Genomic DNA, 16,025 nt, shown 5'->3' with positions numbered 1-16,025 from the left:
GTGTGGGAATCATGGTGACGTGGAGTGCGTGATTCGCGGCCGCTCAGGTCGATTCGCCGAGGACCGTGTTCGTCTCGGTGCCCCCGAATTCGACCCAGTCGTCGTCGGTCTCGTCGCTTCGGGCCGACGCCGGGCCGAAGGTGTACTGGCCGGTGTTTTCGGTTCCGGCCGGCGCTTCGACGAGGTAACGGAACGTCCGGGACTCGTCGGCCGGGTCGACGCCGTCAGCGAAGTAGACGTGTTGCACGTCGCCAGCCTGTTCGACACTGGCCACGTCGGGCGATTGCTCGGCGAGGACGGTCCACTCGGCCGGCACCGTGTCCCGAATCTCGGCCGCGTGACTCGTCGCGCCGACGGTCACCTCGACTTCGTTCGTCTGGCCGGCGGTGAACGCCGAGCCGTCGTCGCCGCGACTCCCCGCGACGGAGAGCCACGTCGGCGTGTCCGACGAGACGAGGTCGACCTCGTGGAACCAGGCGAAGTCGCCCGATTCCGCGCGCTGGACGGCGGCCGCCGCGTCGACAAGTCCAGCTCCGGCGTTCCACGGCGTGTAGCCGGCGTGGGCATCCCGCGCGGTCGCCTCGACCGTGTTGATGACCTGAATCGGATGCGGGTCGTAGCCGTTTGCTCTGGCCGCGTCGACGACCAGCACGCAGATACCGGCCGCGCCGGGACAGGCCATGCTCGTCCCGGTCATCGGCGTGTAGAACGCCTCCGAATCGGGTTCGAGCGCGTCGAGCGGGTCGGTCGGGCCGCAGGTCGCCACGATGGAGTTGCCGGGCGTGGCGACGCCGGGACGGTAGAGGCCAACCGGTCGGTAGCGGTTCGGTTCGCCTCGCAGCTCCTCGATGCCTTCGTAGTCGATCTCGTAGTCGACGACGACAGACACCATCGGTTCGACCTCGACGAAGTACGTCTCGCCGCCGTCGATGTCCGTGGTCAGGGTCCGATGCTGGTGAACCGGCTCTTCGCCCATCTGGGCCACGATCGTCCCGCCTCGGCTCCCTCTCCGGACGGAGACGCGGACCTGCTGCCCGTCGGGTTCGATGTCGAGCGTGAGTTCGAGTGTGTCTGCGTTGTTCGGTGCCTGCCACTCCCAGAAGTCGCTCCCCGTGCTGGTCGTGGTGCCCGCGGTTCCACTCTGCGCTGCGGGGCCGACTTCACCCGTCCACGTTCCCGTATCGACGAGGAACTGCCCGGAGTCGACCGCGGCGTGATACCGCCACAGTCGCCAGAGTGCGGTTCGGCGGTCGTAGTTCGTCTCGCGGTCCTCGTCGGGGGTTCGCCCACGCGAGGAGAAGTCCGTGATGGCCGTCGTGTCGTCGGTCGCCGCGACCGTGAGCACGTGTGGGGCCTTCCCGAACCGCGAGAGGGTGTCCGCGTCGGGGCCGGAGTTGCCGGCCGCGAACACGGGGACGATTCCATCGCAGAACGCCTCCCACGAGGCGACGTTGACCGGGTCGTTCGGGTTGTATCGAACGTCCCGGGCGACACCGTATGAGTTCGACACCACGGCGGGGTCGAAGTCCACGTCGTCGTCGCGGGCCCGCGTGAGCAGGTGGTCCCACGCGCCGACGACGTACGGGAGGTACACCGCCGCGTTCGTGGAGTACACCGACAGGCGCGCGCCGGGTGCCATGCCCTTGTACTGGCCGTCGCTCGCGCTGCCGTCGCCGCCGACGATGCCGGTGCAGTGCGTGCCGTGGCCGAGGTCGTCGGTGTCCGCACTCGCGCCGAGGTCGAGCCACTGGGCGTCCCGGGATTCGAGCGGTTCGTCGACCCACTGCCAGTTGGATTCGAGTCGCCCCTCGAAGTCGGGGTGCGGGCCGCTGAAGCCGGAGTCGATGACGACCGCGTCGACGCCGGAGCCGTCGTAGCCGAGGTCTGCCTGCACGGCATCGACGCCAGTGATGCCGCGGGAGTCGTCCGTGAACCACTCCAACTCCTCGGCCTTCTTCACGCGGCGCACTTCGTTCCAGTCTGCCACCGTGGTCAACTGGTCCGGAGTGAGCGCGGTGTAGGTCATCGGCAGTTCCGAATACTCGTGTTTCCCGACCGGCAGGTCGAGGTCGTCGAGGCGCGACATCGCCTCGCGCGAGTCGAAGACGACGATGCCTTCGAGCGGGGCCTCGCCCGAGAGGTCGAACGCGTCGTCGAGGACGCTCGCGTCGACCTGTTCGTCGGCAGCGCCAGCCACACCGCTCCCGAGCGGGAGCGCCGCGGCTGCACCGAGTCCGCCGAGGGCTTTCAGGACGCTTCGTCTGGCGATGGAATCGTGAGTCATGGCTGTGGTGTGACCGCTACGGCTGCGAAATCGTCACGTCCGAGAAGCTACCGAAGTTCCCGTTCTCCGCACGCTGGACCGAGGCTACGGCGTCGACGAAGCCGGCACCGGCACTGGCCGGGTTGTAGTCCGAGTTCGCCTCGTACGCCTCGGCTTCGATGGTGTTCAGCAGGTCCATCGGTGCGGGCGTCCCGTGGCCGTTCTGGCGAGACGCGTCGATGACGAGCGCGGCGATGCCGGCCGTGGCTGGACAGGACATCGAGGTGCCGCTGATGGCCGCGTAGTACAGTGAGTCGTCGGGGGCAGTCGCCTGCAGCGCGTCGGCCGGGGACATCGTGCTGTTGACGAGGTTACCCGGCGCGGCAACGCCGTTGCGGTACAGGCCGACTGGGCCACTCGCGCTGCCGGAGTCGTAGTAGCTCTGGAGGTTCGACAGCGCGGTCTGGCGGTCGAAGTTCGCGCCAGTCGAGGCGGCCCGGCCGCGCGAAGAGAAGTCCGTGACAGCCTTCCCGTCGGTCGTCGCCGCGACACTCAGGACGTGTGGGGCCTTCGCGTAGTCGTTCAGCGTGTCGTAGCCCGGCCCAGAGTTCCCGGCGGAGAACACTGGGAGGAGACCGCTGTCGAAGGCGTTCCACGTCGCGGTCTGGAGCGTCCCATCGGGGTTGTAGTCGTCGGCACTCGCGGCCCCGTACGAGTTCGAGATGAGGTCCACGTCGTCGACGTGGTTCGCGAGGATGTGGTCGTACGCGGCGGCGGCCTTGAGGATGCTCACGGCCGCGCCCGAGGAGTAGACCGTCAGGCTCGCGCCGGGTGCCATCCCGCTGTCCTCGCCGTTCTGCGTGCCGTCGCCCGCGATGGTCCCGGAACAGTGCGTTCCGTGGCCGATGTCATCGGTGTCGAGCAGCGTGCCGCCGTCGGCCCAGAGCGTCGGGTCGCCGAGCGGGTTGCCGAGCCACTGGTAGTTGTGTTCGGCGGAGTCGATGAGGTCGGGATGGTCGCCGTCGAGGCCGGAGTCGACCACCGCGACGTGGGTCGACGAGCCGTCGTACCCGAGGTCTCCGCGGACCGTGTCGACGCCGGTCACGTCACGCACGTCGGCGTTGTGGTAGTCGAGCTCGCGGTTCGCTTCGACGTAGCGGACCGAGTCCCAGCCGGCGACCGTTTCGAGTTGAGAGCCAGTCAACAGCGAGTAGCCAACCGGGAGCACGTCGAAGCCGAGGAAGCCCTCGGCGAGGTCGAGTGACCCTAGCTGGGACACGTCGTCGTTGCTGTCGAAGACGACGAGGGCTTCCTGCAGGTCGCCGCTCGCGAGGTCGAGTGCGTCGTCGAGCAGGGTGCTATCTGCCGTCGCTGTACTCGCGCCGAGACCGAGGCCGCCGAGCGCGAGTGCGCTGGCTCCGGTCGTCTTGAGGAACGAACGGCGGTCGAAGGTCGAGTCGTGCGTTGTGTCGTCGGTGGAGTCGTCGTGCATTGGAAATCGTTGGGGTGTGTCGGTGGGATGCCTGTGAATCGTGCGGCGGGGACGGGTGCCCGCCACGAGGGGGGTGCGTGTGAACGGCGAGGCCGCGTTGGACCGGCGGCGCGGAGCTACCGTAGCCGCCGGGCCTCACCGTCGTCGTCGGCCGCGGTCGACACGATGGTGTCACCGCGGGACGTGCTGCGGGTCGGTCGAACCGCTCAGGTCGACTGCGCGACCACGAGGTTGGTCTCGCCGGTGCCCGAGACGGCGACCCAGCCGCGGGCTTCGCTCGGTTTGACCTCCTGCGGACCGAACTGGTAGGCGTCGGACTCGGTCACGGCGTCCGGGGCCTCGACGAAGTAGGTGTAACTGGTCTCGGTGTCGGCGGCGGCCGTCTCGGTGAAGTAGACGTACTTGACGCCGTCCGTCTCCTCGACCCGGTCGACGTCGTCGGAGTAGTCGGTGAGGATGGTCCAGTTCGCCGGGACCGCGTCACGGACCTCACTGTCTTCGGACGGGTTCGCCGTCACCGTCACCTGGTTCGTCTGGCCGCCGGTGAAGGCGGAACCGTCGTCGCTTCTGGTACCCGAGACGAAGAAGCCCGCCTCGGTGCTCACGTCGAGCGAGACGTGCGCCTGCACGTCGTAACCGTTCACGACGCCGGGGACGTTGACGAGCTTGGCGACGACGAAGTACGTCTGCTCGTCGCTGTCGCGCGGGATGGCAACCGTCGCGCTGGCGTCGCCCTGCAGGCCCTGCGCCCGGGCGACGATGTTGGGTTCGCCGTACTGCGCCGGGTTCTCGGCGTCGTAGACGAACAGGTCGACGTGCGGATTCGCCGCGGCCATGCCCTTGTTGCCGCCCGAGTAGTAGTCGAAGCTGACCGAGACGTCGAGCGTGCCCGGACCGGCCTGCACGTAGCCAGCGACGGCGCGCTGGTCGTCTGGCAGGTTCATGCCGAGCGTCTCCTCGCTCGTGCCCGAGAGTTCGCGCGTCACGGCGTCGACGGCGGCGTCGGCGTTCACCCGACCGAAGCCCTCGTACGGGTCGCGGCCGCCGAACTCGTAGGTCGCCGGGTGAGCGCGGTGGTACGGAGCCGCGGTGAAGGCCGTCTCGCTCGCGGTGGCGAGAATCGTCTGCTTGAGTCGGTACACGTCGTCGAGGTCCGTCTCGTCTGGGTGTGGGAGCGCGATGCTCGCCGGGGCGTCTTCCTCCATCGCCTGCGAGACGAGGCCCGCGACGCCCGTGGTGAACGGGGTCGCCATCGAGGTCCCGGCCTTGCCCGTGTAGTCACGGATGGGTGCCTGTTCGGATTCGGCCGTGTCCGCGTTGCCGGTCTTCGCGGCGTTCACCGTGTCGTCGACGTAGCCACCGGGTGCGGACACGTCGGGCTTCATGTAGACCGACCCGTCGTCCTCGTCGATGCCGCCGATACCGCCGGAGGAGTACGCGCTGAGGCCGTCGAGTGGGCTGGTCGCCGTCACCGAGATACATTCGTCCGCGATGGCTGGCGAACCGTTCCCGTTGAGTGGGGTCGCGGCGTTTCCGGCCGCGGCGCAGGTGAGGATGCCAGCCTCCGCGATGTCCTTGATGCCCGCCGGAATGGAGTCGAGGATGCCGCCGAGCGACCCGAGCGGGAGGCCGCCGGTGTAGCCCCACGACATGTTCACGGCGCGCATGTTGAACATGTCCGCGAAGTCCTCGGCGTGTTCGGCGAGGTGGCCTGCCGGGCCGGAGAGACCCTGCATCCCGACGAGGTTCTGGTTCGGCGCGACGCCAGTGTGGAAGCCGACCGGGTCACCGACTCGGTCGCCGTCGGTGCCATCCGGGTCGACGAACGCGCCGACGCTGATGGATTCGAGGTTGCCCGTTGACGCCAGTTCGCCGCCAGCAGCGCGGGCGATGATAGTGTACGTGCCCGTCGTTTCCGCAGGGGCTTCGACGACGACGTTGTCCGTCAGGCCGGAGTCGCTGGTCACCGTCGCCGAATCGAGTTCTTGCCCGTCGGGGCCTTCGACGAGGAGTTCGATGGCGGTCCCGTACGCGGAGCCGAAGACGCCCGTGCCGGCGTCTGCCTGTATCTCGTACTGGCGAGTGTCGCCGAGCGTGAGCACGTCGCCCGGTTCCTCGGTCGTCACCGAGTCCGGGTCGATGGCACTCGCACGGCCGGAGCCGGCCATAATCGAGGCACAGTGGCTTCCGTGTCCGTTCGGGTCGCGTGGCTTCTTGTGCAGGCCGTAGCGACTACCGGCGTCGAACCAGCCGACGGTCTTCGGCGCGTCGGGGCCAGTGCCGACGCCGTCGAAGACGACGCTCGGGTCGGCCGCTTCGAACTCCCCTTCGTAGGTGTAGTAGCTCGCCGATATCTGGTAGTCGGCGGTGACGTTCAGGTACGTCTCGACGACGAAGCGGTACGTCTGCCCGGCGTCGACGTAGTTGTCGATGGCTTCTGGCTGGCCGCCCGTGGCGGACGCGGCGACGCGCTCCCAGCCGCTACTCGTCTGCTGTTCGAGGTAGAATTCGAGGTCCTCGCCATTGCCTTCGACGTTGTCCGGGGTCCAGGTCAACTCGGCATCGATGCCTTCCGATCCGGTCGCGGTCGTGAACTCGTGAGTCGCCGTCGTCGGGTCGGCCAGCGTGCCCGGACCGATAGTGCCGGAGAACGATTCGCCCTCGCCATCGAGGGCGACGCGTTCGCGCTCGGTCTTCGGGATGACGAGGTCGCCGTCCCGCACGGTCACGCGGACGCCGTTCCACGGCCCGAGGTCCGGGTGTCTCGCGTCGATACCCGAGTCGGTCAGTGCGACAGTTCGGTCAGGGCGGCCGCGGTAGCCGCGGTCCCAGACACGACTCGCTTCGCGTGCCCGCCAGTTGAAGAACGCGGGGTCGAGGCTCCCGTTCGCCCCAGCTGCGGCCGTGTTCGCGCCGAGGCCGAGCAGGCCCGCGCCGGCGACCGCGCCTGTTGTCTTCAGCAAGTTACGTCGAGAGAGACCACCACGGTGTTCGTTATTCTCTGTCATTCCCTATCTAGTCGAATCGGATACGCACTGTTGAAGGGGGGTCCAAATGCCTGAGGTATCCACCGCGTTCACCCGTCGTGTCTCTTGTTCAATCAATAGTCGAAGCGGTGCAGTACCGCGGTTTTCTACCTCTAAATACCGGTCTGGTAGTGAAAGTGAAAAGACGATGCCTCGACACTGCCGGTTCCAATCCTTATTGCGAAATGAGTGGTAGACGGGCTAAAACGTCTCATTTCTGGGACTGTGGCCCTTGTTGGAACACGGTACCACGGCACAGTGTGTGATACCTAAAGCATTAGGAACGGGCCACCGCTGTAGTCGTCGCGGCGTCGAACAGCGCGTCGAGCAACTTGCGCTCGGCCACACGGAGATGCTGGTGGAAGGTCGGCGGCGACACGTCGAGCAGGTCGGCGAGTTCGTCGCCGGAGTTCTCGCGCGGCCAGTCGAAGAAGCCGGCGCGGTACGAGGTCAGCAAGACTTCGCGCTGTCGCGCCGTCAGGTCGCCGTCGACGGCGTTTTTAAAGCTTACAGTGCTGGTGGTCTCGCGGTCGATTTCGCGCTGTGACAGCAACTCCACGTCGATGACCTCGTTCGTCCGTGTGAGTACCTCGGAGACGGCGGCGTCTCGTGGTACTTCGACCACGATACGGGCGTCACCGTCGCCCACGGTCACGGTTCGGACCGTCCCGCCGAGGTCGGCCATCGTCTCGGCCAGTGACACGTCCTCGACTGGCACCTGCACGAGACATTCGTCCTCACGCTCGGCCAGAATCTCGATGTGCGACGGCGCCCGCTCGGCGAGGTCGTGGATGTTCGCCACGGCGTCGCCACGGACGGTGTACCGCTCGAACAACTGCCCGCCCTCGCGACTGACTGTCCCCGTGAGTTCGAGTCGCGCGTCGGTCTCGTCGGCGACCTCCACGATGAACGCCTCGGGGTCGACGATGCCGAACTGGAGTTCGGTCACGGTGTTCGTCACGAGTGCCTTTCGCGTCTCGGCGGCGCTGATGGCGTGGCCGACCGTCTCGCCGAGTTCCGCGAGTACCTCACGCTCCAGTGGTTCGAACGCGAACGGCCGCGGTGCGTAGACGCAGAGACAGCCGTACACCGTGTCGCCGTAGACGATGGGTATGGCCGCGGCGGACTCGTAGCCACGGTCGAGGGCGGCCTCACGCCACGTCGTCGTCATCGGGTCCGCGGCGATGTCCTGTGCGAATCGGACCTGTCTGTCGCGGACCGCGGTCACGGCGGTCACGGTCTCGCTCTCGCGGTCACCGGCGGCGGGGCGTTCTTGCAGATAGTCGACCCCGTCGCCAGCCCACGCGGTCGGTTCGACTCGGTCACTATCGGCGTCGTACTCGCCCACCCACGCGAAGTCGTAGGGGTCCGCCGCCGCGAGCCTGTCACACACCGTCTGCTCGATTTCTTCGCGCGATTCGGTCCGCAACAGGGCACTCGTCACGTCGCGGATGACCCCGTTGACCCGGTTCAGCGTGTCGAGACGGTCGGCCTGCTCGGCGAGTTCGCGCTCGCGGCGCTGCCGGTCGCGGATGTCGCGCCCGATGGCACAGATGCACTGGCGGTCGCCGTCGTCGACGAGCGCGCCGGTGAACTCGTGGGGTATCTCGTCGCCGTCGCTCGTCTGGAGCGGAGCGGTCTCGACCGCTCGGCCCTGCATCACGACCCGGCCGATCGCGTTCTCGATGGTCTCGACTGCCTCGTCGGGGAAGAAGTCGGTCGGACGCATCTCGGCGACTTCGCTGTCGGCGTATCCCGTCGCTTCGACGAGTTCTCGGTTCCAGCGGAGGAGTTTTCCGTCGAGGTCGAACAGGACGACGAGGTCGCCTATCTCGTCGAGTGCTTCACGAACGAGGGTCGTCTCTCCCTCGTCGGAGTCGGTTCGCTGTCGGCAGACGCTGTCGACGGTCGCTGCGAGGTGGGCCGCCTGGTCGGTCGAACGGTCGCCCGCCGGGAACGTCGCAACCGCCCCGGCATCGAGTGCCGTCGTGGCGTCCGACTCGCGGTCGTACAGGAAGACGACGGGCGCTTTTGCACCGAGTCTGGCGACGAGAGCGGCGACTGTGTGTCTGTCGAGTGCCCCGCAGACGACGCAGTCGACCTCGGCGTCGAGAACTGTGGTCGCCGTCGATAGGTCGTCGACGACCGTCGTGTCGAGGTCGCGCGTCGCCAGACACGACGCGACAGCGTCCCCATCGTACGCTCCGGCGACGACGAGAACGTCGGTGTGACTGGACATCGGAGAGTCATCAGATTTTGCATGTATGGCGTAATGTCTTCGTACCCCAAGTGCGTAGGAAACGAACCGTCTCAGCCGTCGTCGCAGCGGCTGACGGTCGAGCGAACCGGGAGAAGTAGATGCGTGTTGGCGTCGTTATCGGTTCCCTACGTCGCTATCGAACCCGCCATCGTTACTCGTTCTGGAGGTCTTCGGTGAGCGTCTCGCGTACCAGCGTCTCCATACCGCGACGGAGTCGTTCTGAGGCGGCCTGCCCGGAAACGCCCACGTCTTCACCCAGTCCGCGCAGCGTCGTCTGCCGCGGGATTTCGAAGTAGCCGACTTCGACGGCACGGGTGAGAATCTCCTTTTGCGCGGCGGTGAGGTCTGCGTCTGCGCCGTTCCGTTCGATACTGCCGCTGTGGATGGACTCGACGGTCGGTGTCAGGCCGACAGTGGCACAGGTGTCACGGAACGCGGCGAAGGCGTCGCGGTCCGGGAACAGCATCTTGACCGTCCAACCGCTGCCCGCCGTGGTCGCGTCGAGCAGGACGCCGTCGTTCTCGACGACGCTCGTGTACGCGTCCACGTCGGGAATCGAATCCGGGCAGTTGATGCGGTAGAGGCGGCGATTTCGCTCCGTCGCGAGCACTGTACTGGAGACTACTGTCTCGTCCTGTTCGAGTGCAGCCTCGAACGCCTCGAACTCTCCGCCGATGGCCCAAAATACGGCACGCAGTGGAATCGATTCGGTCGTATCGAACTGTTCGAGTGAGACTTGCATCTCAGGGACCGCCGAGAGCGAAGACCGTAGAAGGTGGGAGTCAAGATGTATCCGAACAAACATATGGTGCTATTATATTCCTCGTGTTGTTGACATAGTGTGGTGGGTGAGTCGCCTGTTTCACAAGTTACGACACCACTCGCGTGACGACGTTCGCTATTACCGGTTCAACGTGTTATACACATATGAATGATGCATGGATATACAGGCAATTCGCTTAAACAGGCTGCTCACACTTTCGATTGGTCTGTTCCGGTTCCGAATTAAACGGAGAGAGAGCGATTGTACACGATAGTCACGAATTCCTCTCTTTTCTTTCATATGGGGGTAATCGACCGACCTTGTCTGTGCAAGCATCTCTGGACGTATATCGACGTGTTCCCCAGACGCGACGGCGATACAGTGTGTCGGGAAATCTGTAATTAATCGTTGCTGAATAGAGTCGCTTTCGAGATTAGACTCCTCGTTTTTGTGAGTGGAACACTATTTCTGTGTCAATGGTGTCCGTCTCGTCCGCCACGACGTTCGTCAGAACCGTCGCCGGTGAGGTCAAATCGAAGAACGTCACCTTCCTCGCGGGGAGCATCGCGTACAGCGCGTTCGTCTCGATGGTCCCGCTGCTCCTGTTCGTGATGCTGGGCATCGCGTTCTTCGCGCCGAATCTGCAAGCAGACGTCCTCGAACTCGCGACCACCAACGTCTCTCCGGTCCTCGAAGACTTCCTCAGACAGATGTTCGAGAGCCAGTCGGGCGATGCGGCCGGGTCGTCCGTCCTCGGCTTCCTCCTCCTCGTCTGGGGGGCGCTCAAGATATTCCGCGGCCTCGACACTGCGTTCTCAGAGATTTACGAGACTGACACGCAGAACTCGCTGCCCTCGCAGGTGCGCGACGGACTCATCGTCCTCGTCTCACTCGTCCTCTCGGTCGCTGCGATAATCGTCGGGACGAGTGTGTTCGGGACGTTCGCCGGACGCATTCCGTATCTCGGTGTGGCCGTCCCACTCGTCCTCAGCGCTGGGTTGGTCCTCGCCTTCCTCCCCATGTACTACGTCTTCCCGAACACGGACGTGTCGGTGCGCGAAGTCCTCCCCGGCGTCTTCGTCGCCGCGTTCGGCTGGGCACTGCTACAGGGCTTGTTCCAACTCTACGTCGTCCTCGCGATGGGTGGCAGCCCGACCGACCTCGTCACCGGTATCATGCTGTTGCTCACGTGGCTGTACTTCTGTGGCGTCGTGTTGCTCGTCGGCGTCGTGGTCAACGCCGTCTACGGCGGTTACGCTGGCAGGACCCCCGGTTCGGCACGGGCGACGACGACGGCCGACTGAGTCGGCTCGGATGCCATCGGTCGACTGAACGGGCAGCGCCCGACCGCGGGCCCCGACCGTAGTGGAACCCGACATATCTACCCCCTCGATTAGCGTCGGTTGCGGATGAACGATTATGTATGTCAGTCGGATTTCATCGTGTCACCGACGCCTATCGTCGGCACGGCCCCGTCGACCTCGCGCGGGTGGGTATCACTGCTGCGCGCTACCGCGTCGAAGACGAGTTTTGGTCGACCCGCGGCGCGCGGTCCGTCACTATCGGTGACGTGAGCGCCAGTTTCACCACGAGTACCGTCGGCGAGAGCCGCATGGTCCGAAATCTCCCGTCGATGGAGTCCGAGATGCTCGGTGACCTCCTCTCCGAACTCCGGGCCGAGGACGTGTACTACGACGTAGGCGGGCACATGGGCCTGTTCGCCTGTCTCGCCGCAGAACGCACGACTGACGGCACCGTCGCCACGTTCGAGCCATTCCCGCCCATGCGGAAGCTCCTCCGCGAGAACGTCCGTCGCAACGACGCCGACGTGACGGTGTTCGACGTGGCGCTCTCGAACGAAACCGGACAGGCAACGCTCGACAACCCGTTCAAGCAACAGGCGGACTGGAGCGGCACGGCCTCGCTCGACCCGAACAGTGAAGACGGTATCACGGTCGAGACCGTCGTCGGCGACGACCTCGTCGCCCAGACCGAGGTGGCGGCACCGACCGTCGTCAAGATAGACGTGGAGGGAGCCGAACCGCTCGTCATCGAGGGACTCCGGGAGACACTCGCCCGCGAGGAGTGTCGACTCGTCTACTGTGAGGTCCACGAACCGACCGAGACTCGTCGGTCGACCGTCGACTACGGCACCGACCCCGACGAGGTACTGACGATGCTCGACGACCTCGGCTTCGACGTGGAGATTCTCACCGACCGCGGGAACGACCGCCACGTGAAGGCGGTTCGGCGGTAGTCGATTCGGCAGCAACCGAATGGCGCTCCCGCACCCACGAGGGTGCGTCCCGCCACCCCGTGACACCCCCGACATGTGAGGTGACCCGTATTACCTCCCTGAATCGGTAGCTAGCGTATGCAAACTCATCTGCTGGACGGCGACGACGTGGAGAACTACTCCCCGATGACGACACTCGTGAGCGCCATCGAAGACGCGTTCGCGGCCTACCAGACCGGCGACGCGCAGATGCCGCCGAAGTCCTACATCGAACTGCCCGAGTACAACGGCGACTTCCGCTCGATGCCGGCTTACATGGACGCGGGTGACTGGGACGCTGCGGGCATCAAGTGGGTCAACGTCCACCCGGACAACCCCGAAGACCACGACCTGCCGACCGTGATGGGGACGATGATCTACTCCGACCCCGAGACCGGCTTCCCGCTGGCCATCATGGACGGGACCGAACTCACGATGCGCCGGACCGGTGCGGCCGCCGCCGTCGCCACCGACTACCTCGCCGTCGAGGACGCCTCCTCGATGGGTATCATCGGTGCTGGTGTCCAGTCCTACACGCAGCTCGAAGCCATCGCCCAAGTGCGCGACATCGAGGAAGTAGTCGTGAGTGACCTCGACGACGAGCGCGTCGCCGCCTTCGTCTCGCACTTCGAAGACGAGTTCGACATCCGCAGCGGTTCCATCGCAGAAGCCGCGTCCTGCGACGTGCTCTCGACGGTGACGCCCGTTCGTGAACCCGTCGTCTCCGCCGACGACCTCGGCGAACACACGCACGTCAACGCCATGGGTGCAGACGCGGAGGGCAAACAGGAACTCGCGACCGAGGTCTTGCAGAACGCGAAAGTCGTCATCGACGACTACGACCAGACCACCCACTCCGGCGAAATCAACGTCCCGTTCCACGACGGCGACCTGACTGACGACGACATCGACGCACAAATCGGCGAAATCGTCACGGGCGAGGCGAACGGCCGGACCTCGGACGACGGCGTGACCGTCTTCGACTCCACTGGTCTCGCCATTCAGGACGTGGCCGCCGCACACGTCGTCTACGAAGCCGCGAGCGCCGAAGAAGAAGAGACGCAGACACCGTCGCTACTCTCGGTCGGGAACTGAGAAGCACCGCGGTCCACGCCAGCAAACGCCAGCAAATCGCTCTCACTCGATTCTGTCGTACACCGTATTTCCACACTTTCTGCACTGTCGCGGCTCGCGCCAGTACGTCTTCCCACACTGGGCACAGCGCCAGTTCTTGAACCGGTCGAGGAGTCCCATTCTGTCGCACGTACGAACCGAGCGGGCAAGAGGCAGTGGGTGCCAGAACTGTTCCGCTCTTTTTCACTTTATTCAAGGTGAACGTCTTAATCTCCGGTGACGTGACTACTGTGAGGTACTTGATTCGCGGACTCCACAGCCGCAATCGGTTCCAAAATCCATATGAAACAACAGATTTCGTTCAGCGAGAAAGACGAGGGGAAGCGGGTCGTGAACGCCGAGGGCGAGACCGTCGGCCGTATCGTCGACGTCCGTCACGGGACAGCCTACGTCGACCCCGACCCGAGCGTCTTCGACACCATCAAGTCGAAACTCGGCTGGGGTGACGTCGACGAGGACACCTATCCGCTCCAGAAGGCGGACGTAGCCACGGTGACCGACGACGAAGTACGACTGGTACAGTTCTGAGGTGTGATGATGGCACTGAGCGTCCACGACGTGGTGCAGGCCGCGATACCGCTCCAGTTCAGCGGTGACTTCCTGTCGTACGCGATCGTATTCTTCATCTTGGCCATCGTCGCGTACGCAGTCGGTGCGAGAGGCATCGCCGGGCTATCGATGAGCATCGCGAAGATACTCATCATCGTCTTCCTGGTGTTGGCCATCATCGCGCTGGTGTTGTGACCGACGGCCGGTGTGGCCCACCGGTCGCGACCTCCTTCTTCGACTACTACCGCGCTTCAAGGCGTCACGACGAGCTTCCCGAGTGAGTCACGTCGCTGCATCGTCGCGAACGCCTCGCCCGTCTCCGCGAGCGAGAACGTCTCGTCGACCTCGGGTTGGAGGTCTCCGTCGGCGACGAGGTCGACCAAGCGGGCCAGTTCCGGCTGCGTCCCCATCGTACTCCCGACGACTTCCTTGTGGCCGAGGAAGAGGTCGGGAACGTCGATTTCGGAGCGCCCGCCAGCCGTGCGGCCACAAATGACCATCCGGCCACCACGGCGGAGCACGTCCAGTCCGAGTTTCGTGTACTCGCCGCCGAGGTGGTTCATCACCGCGTCGGCCGTGCCGATGCCGTCGACTTCGGTCCGCAGGGTTTCGGGGTCGGTCCCCTCGATAGCGTGGTCGAGGCCGAGCGATTCGAGGTGGTCGAGTTTGGCCGCCGAAGACGACGTGCCGATGCTCGTCGCGCCGAGAATCGACGCCAACTGGACGCACGCGACGCCGACGCCACCGGTCGCACCTGGAACGAAGACGAGGTCACCCGGGCCGACGTCAGCCTTCCGGAGCATGTGGAACGCGGTCAGATAGGCCGTCGGGAGACACGCGGCCGTGGTCGCGGACACCGAGTCGGGAATCGGCAGCAGGCGGTCGGCTTGCACCAGTGCGGTGTCGGCCAGCCCGCCGTGATACAGCGAGAAGTTCTCGCACAGGTTCTCCGGGCCCTCTCGGCAGACGCGACAGGTCCCACACGTCTCGTTCGGACAGAGGAGCACGCGCTGGCCGGGTTCGACACCCGAGACGCCGTCGCCGACCGACTCGACGACACCCGCCACGTCGAGACCGCTGACGAACGGAATGTCGTCCGCGGCGACCATCGCCGAGTCTCCTTCGAGAATCCAGAGGTCGTGACGGTTGATGGAACAGGCTTCGACCGAGACGACGGCCTCGCCGTGGCCGGGGTCGGGGTCCGGTTGCTCGATAGTCTCGACGCCGTCGGGGCCGACGAGTTCGGTGAAGGCTGCGGCACGCATGCGTCGTGGTTCGGGTGGAAAACGGTTAGAACTGACGCGGTATCGCCACCTCCGGCGACGTGTGTTGGGAGGTGTGCGGCCGCGTGTTCTCTCGCGACACTGCAATATTTTCTCCGTACAACACGTACCCTCTCGGATGTCTTCGACTCCGTCACCCGACCAGTACGACGAGGATGGCGTCCTCAAGAAAGAACACTACAAGCGCGAACTCTCCCGCCTGCAAGAAGAACTCGTCACCCTCCAGCACTGGGTGCAGTCCGAAGGCCTGCGCGTCGTCGTCGTGTTCGAGGGCCGCGACGCCGCCGGCAAAGGCGGCGTCATCAAACGCATCACGCGGCGACTGAACCCGCGTGTCGCCCGCGTCGTCGCCCTCGGGAAACCGACCGAGCGCGAGCAGGGCCAGTGGTACTTCCAGCGCTACGTCGAACACCTGCCGAGCGCGGGCGAAATCGTCTTGTTCGACCGCAGTTGGTACAACCGCGCCGGCGTCGAGCGTGTGATGGGCTTCTGCAGCGACGACGAGTACGAACGATTCCTCGACGAGTGCCCCCGGTTCGAGCGCATGCTCGTCCGCGATGGTATCGTCCTCATCAAGTACTGGTTCTCCATCAGCGACGACGAACAGGAACGACGCTTCCAGAAGCGAAATCAGGACCCGAAACGTCGCTGGAAACTCAGCCCGATGGACCTCGAAGCGAGAACGCGGTGGGAGGAGTTCTCGAAAGCGAAAGACGTGATGTTCGAACACACGGACATCCCCGAAGCACCCTGGTTCGTCGTCCACGCCGACGTGAAACGACACGCCCGCCTCAACTGCATCAGCCATCTGCTGGCGCAGTTCGAGTACGAGGACCTGACGCCGGAGCCTATCGAGCTACCGCCGCGTGAGGAGCGTGGCGAGTACGAGCGACCGCCTATCGACTCGCAGGAATGGGTTGAAGCGAGGTTCGGTGAGAATCCGGGTGGGTACTTTGAGTGATGAATTATCGATCAAAACA

12 protein-coding genes are annotated in these 16,025 nt (G+C 65.2%); 6 read left to right on the top strand and 6 right to left on the bottom strand.

Features of this window, described 5'->3' with window-relative positions:
* Nucleotides 1-43: 43 nt before the first annotated feature.
* The 5 genes from ACSC1P_RS15105 to ACSC1P_RS15085 form a co-directional block, all read right to left on the bottom strand.
* A complete protein-coding gene (locus ACSC1P_RS15105; protein ID WP_435361023.1) occupies nt 44-2,284 on the bottom strand; it encodes a S8 family serine peptidase in 2,241 nt (746 codons plus the stop codon).
* Nucleotides 2,285-2,300: 16 nt separating this feature from the next.
* Complete coding sequence (locus ACSC1P_RS15100) at nt 2,301-3,755, bottom strand: S8 family peptidase (protein ID WP_435361022.1); 1,455 nt, start codon at nt 3,753-3,755, stop codon at nt 2,301-2,303.
* Between the two features lie 206 nt (nt 3,756-3,961).
* Complete coding sequence (locus tag ACSC1P_RS15095) at nt 3,962-6,763, bottom strand: S8 family serine peptidase (protein WP_435361021.1); 2,802 nt, start codon at nt 6,761-6,763, stop codon at nt 3,962-3,964.
* Between the two features lie 295 nt (nt 6,764-7,058).
* A complete protein-coding gene (locus ACSC1P_RS15090) occupies nt 7,059-9,020 on the bottom strand; it encodes a bacterio-opsin activator domain-containing protein (protein ID WP_435361020.1) in 1,962 nt (653 codons plus the stop codon).
* A 172-nt stretch (nt 9,021-9,192) separates the two neighbouring features.
* Entirely contained in the window at nt 9,193-9,846 is a 654-nt protein-coding gene (locus tag ACSC1P_RS15085) for a helix-turn-helix domain-containing protein (protein ID WP_435361019.1), read from the bottom strand.
* A 434-nt stretch (nt 9,847-10,280) separates the two neighbouring features.
* On the opposite strand from ACSC1P_RS15085, the gene ACSC1P_RS15080 reads away from it, so the two are divergent.
* The 5 genes from ACSC1P_RS15080 (at nt 10,281) to ACSC1P_RS15060 (ending at nt 13,957) form a co-directional block, all read left to right on the top strand.
* Nucleotides 10,281-11,108 carry a YihY/virulence factor BrkB family protein gene (locus ACSC1P_RS15080; RefSeq protein ID WP_435361018.1) on the top strand — a complete coding sequence of 276 codons (828 nt, stop codon included), beginning with the start codon at nt 10,281-10,283 and terminating at the stop codon, nt 11,106-11,108.
* Nucleotides 11,109-11,227: 119 nt separating this feature from the next.
* Nucleotides 11,228-12,061, top strand: a complete 834-nt coding sequence (locus tag ACSC1P_RS15075) for an FkbM family methyltransferase (RefSeq protein ID WP_435361017.1) — start codon at nt 11,228-11,230, stop codon at nt 12,059-12,061.
* Between the two features lie 117 nt (nt 12,062-12,178).
* Nucleotides 12,179-13,174, top strand: coding sequence for an ornithine cyclodeaminase family protein (locus ACSC1P_RS15070; protein WP_435361016.1), 996 nt, complete (start codon nt 12,179-12,181; stop codon nt 13,172-13,174).
* 321 nt (nt 13,175-13,495) lie between these two features.
* Nucleotides 13,496-13,741 carry a DUF8593 domain-containing protein gene (locus ACSC1P_RS15065; RefSeq protein ID WP_435361015.1) on the top strand — a complete coding sequence of 82 codons (246 nt, stop codon included), beginning with the start codon at nt 13,496-13,498 and terminating at the stop codon, nt 13,739-13,741.
* Between the two features lie 6 nt (nt 13,742-13,747).
* Nucleotides 13,748-13,957 (top strand): DUF1328 domain-containing protein, encoded by a 210-nt coding sequence (locus ACSC1P_RS15060; RefSeq protein WP_435361014.1) that lies wholly within the window; start codon nt 13,748-13,750, stop codon nt 13,955-13,957.
* 56 nt (nt 13,958-14,013) lie between these two features.
* Here ACSC1P_RS15060 and ACSC1P_RS15055 read toward each other — a convergent pair whose 3' ends face one another.
* Nucleotides 14,014-15,027, bottom strand: a complete 1,014-nt coding sequence (locus ACSC1P_RS15055; protein ID WP_435361013.1) for an alcohol dehydrogenase catalytic domain-containing protein — start codon at nt 15,025-15,027, stop codon at nt 14,014-14,016.
* A gap of 136 nt (nt 15,028-15,163) precedes the next feature.
* On the opposite strand from ACSC1P_RS15055, the gene ppk2 reads away from it, so the two are divergent.
* The gene (ppk2, locus tag ACSC1P_RS15050) at nt 15,164-16,006 is read left to right on the top strand and encodes a polyphosphate kinase 2 (RefSeq protein WP_435361012.1); all 843 of its coding nucleotides are present in this window, start codon (nt 15,164-15,166) and stop codon (nt 16,004-16,006) included.
* Nucleotides 16,007-16,025: the final 19 nt, after the last annotated feature.

It is taken from the genome of Haloarchaeobius caseinilyticus, assembly GCF_051207395.1.
In the GTDB taxonomy this organism is placed as follows: Archaea; Halobacteriota; Halobacteria; order Halobacteriales; family Natrialbaceae; genus Haloarchaeobius.
This window is presented reverse-complemented; position numbering and strand designations above follow the sequence as displayed.

Coding starts and splice junctions, on each gene's coding strand:
- ACSC1P_RS15105 (WP_435361023.1), bottom strand. CDS start 2,284: ATGACTCACGATTCCATCGCCAGACGAAGCGTCCTGAAAGCCCTCGGC.
- ACSC1P_RS15100 (WP_435361022.1), bottom strand. CDS start 3,755: ATGCACGACGACTCCACCGACGACACAACGCACGACTCGACCTTCGAC.
- ACSC1P_RS15095 (WP_435361021.1), bottom strand. CDS start 6,763: ATGACAGAGAATAACGAACACCGTGGTGGTCTCTCTCGACGTAACTTG.
- ACSC1P_RS15090 (WP_435361020.1), bottom strand. CDS start 9,020: ATGTCCAGTCACACCGACGTTCTCGTCGTCGCCGGAGCGTACGATGGG.
- ACSC1P_RS15085 (WP_435361019.1), bottom strand. CDS start 9,846: ATGTTTGTTCGGATACATCTTGACTCCCACCTTCTACGGTCTTCGCTC.
- ACSC1P_RS15080 (WP_435361018.1), top strand. CDS start 10,281: ATGGTGTCCGTCTCGTCCGCCACGACGTTCGTCAGAACCGTCGCCGGT.
- ACSC1P_RS15075 (WP_435361017.1), top strand. CDS start 11,228: ATGTCAGTCGGATTTCATCGTGTCACCGACGCCTATCGTCGGCACGGC.
- ACSC1P_RS15070 (WP_435361016.1), top strand. CDS start 12,179: ATGCAAACTCATCTGCTGGACGGCGACGACGTGGAGAACTACTCCCCG.
- ACSC1P_RS15065 (WP_435361015.1), top strand. CDS start 13,496: ATGAAACAACAGATTTCGTTCAGCGAGAAAGACGAGGGGAAGCGGGTC.
- ACSC1P_RS15060 (WP_435361014.1), top strand. CDS start 13,748: ATGATGGCACTGAGCGTCCACGACGTGGTGCAGGCCGCGATACCGCTC.
- ACSC1P_RS15055 (WP_435361013.1), bottom strand. CDS start 15,027: ATGCGTGCCGCAGCCTTCACCGAACTCGTCGGCCCCGACGGCGTCGAG.
- ppk2 (WP_435361012.1), top strand. CDS start 15,164: ATGTCTTCGACTCCGTCACCCGACCAGTACGACGAGGATGGCGTCCTC.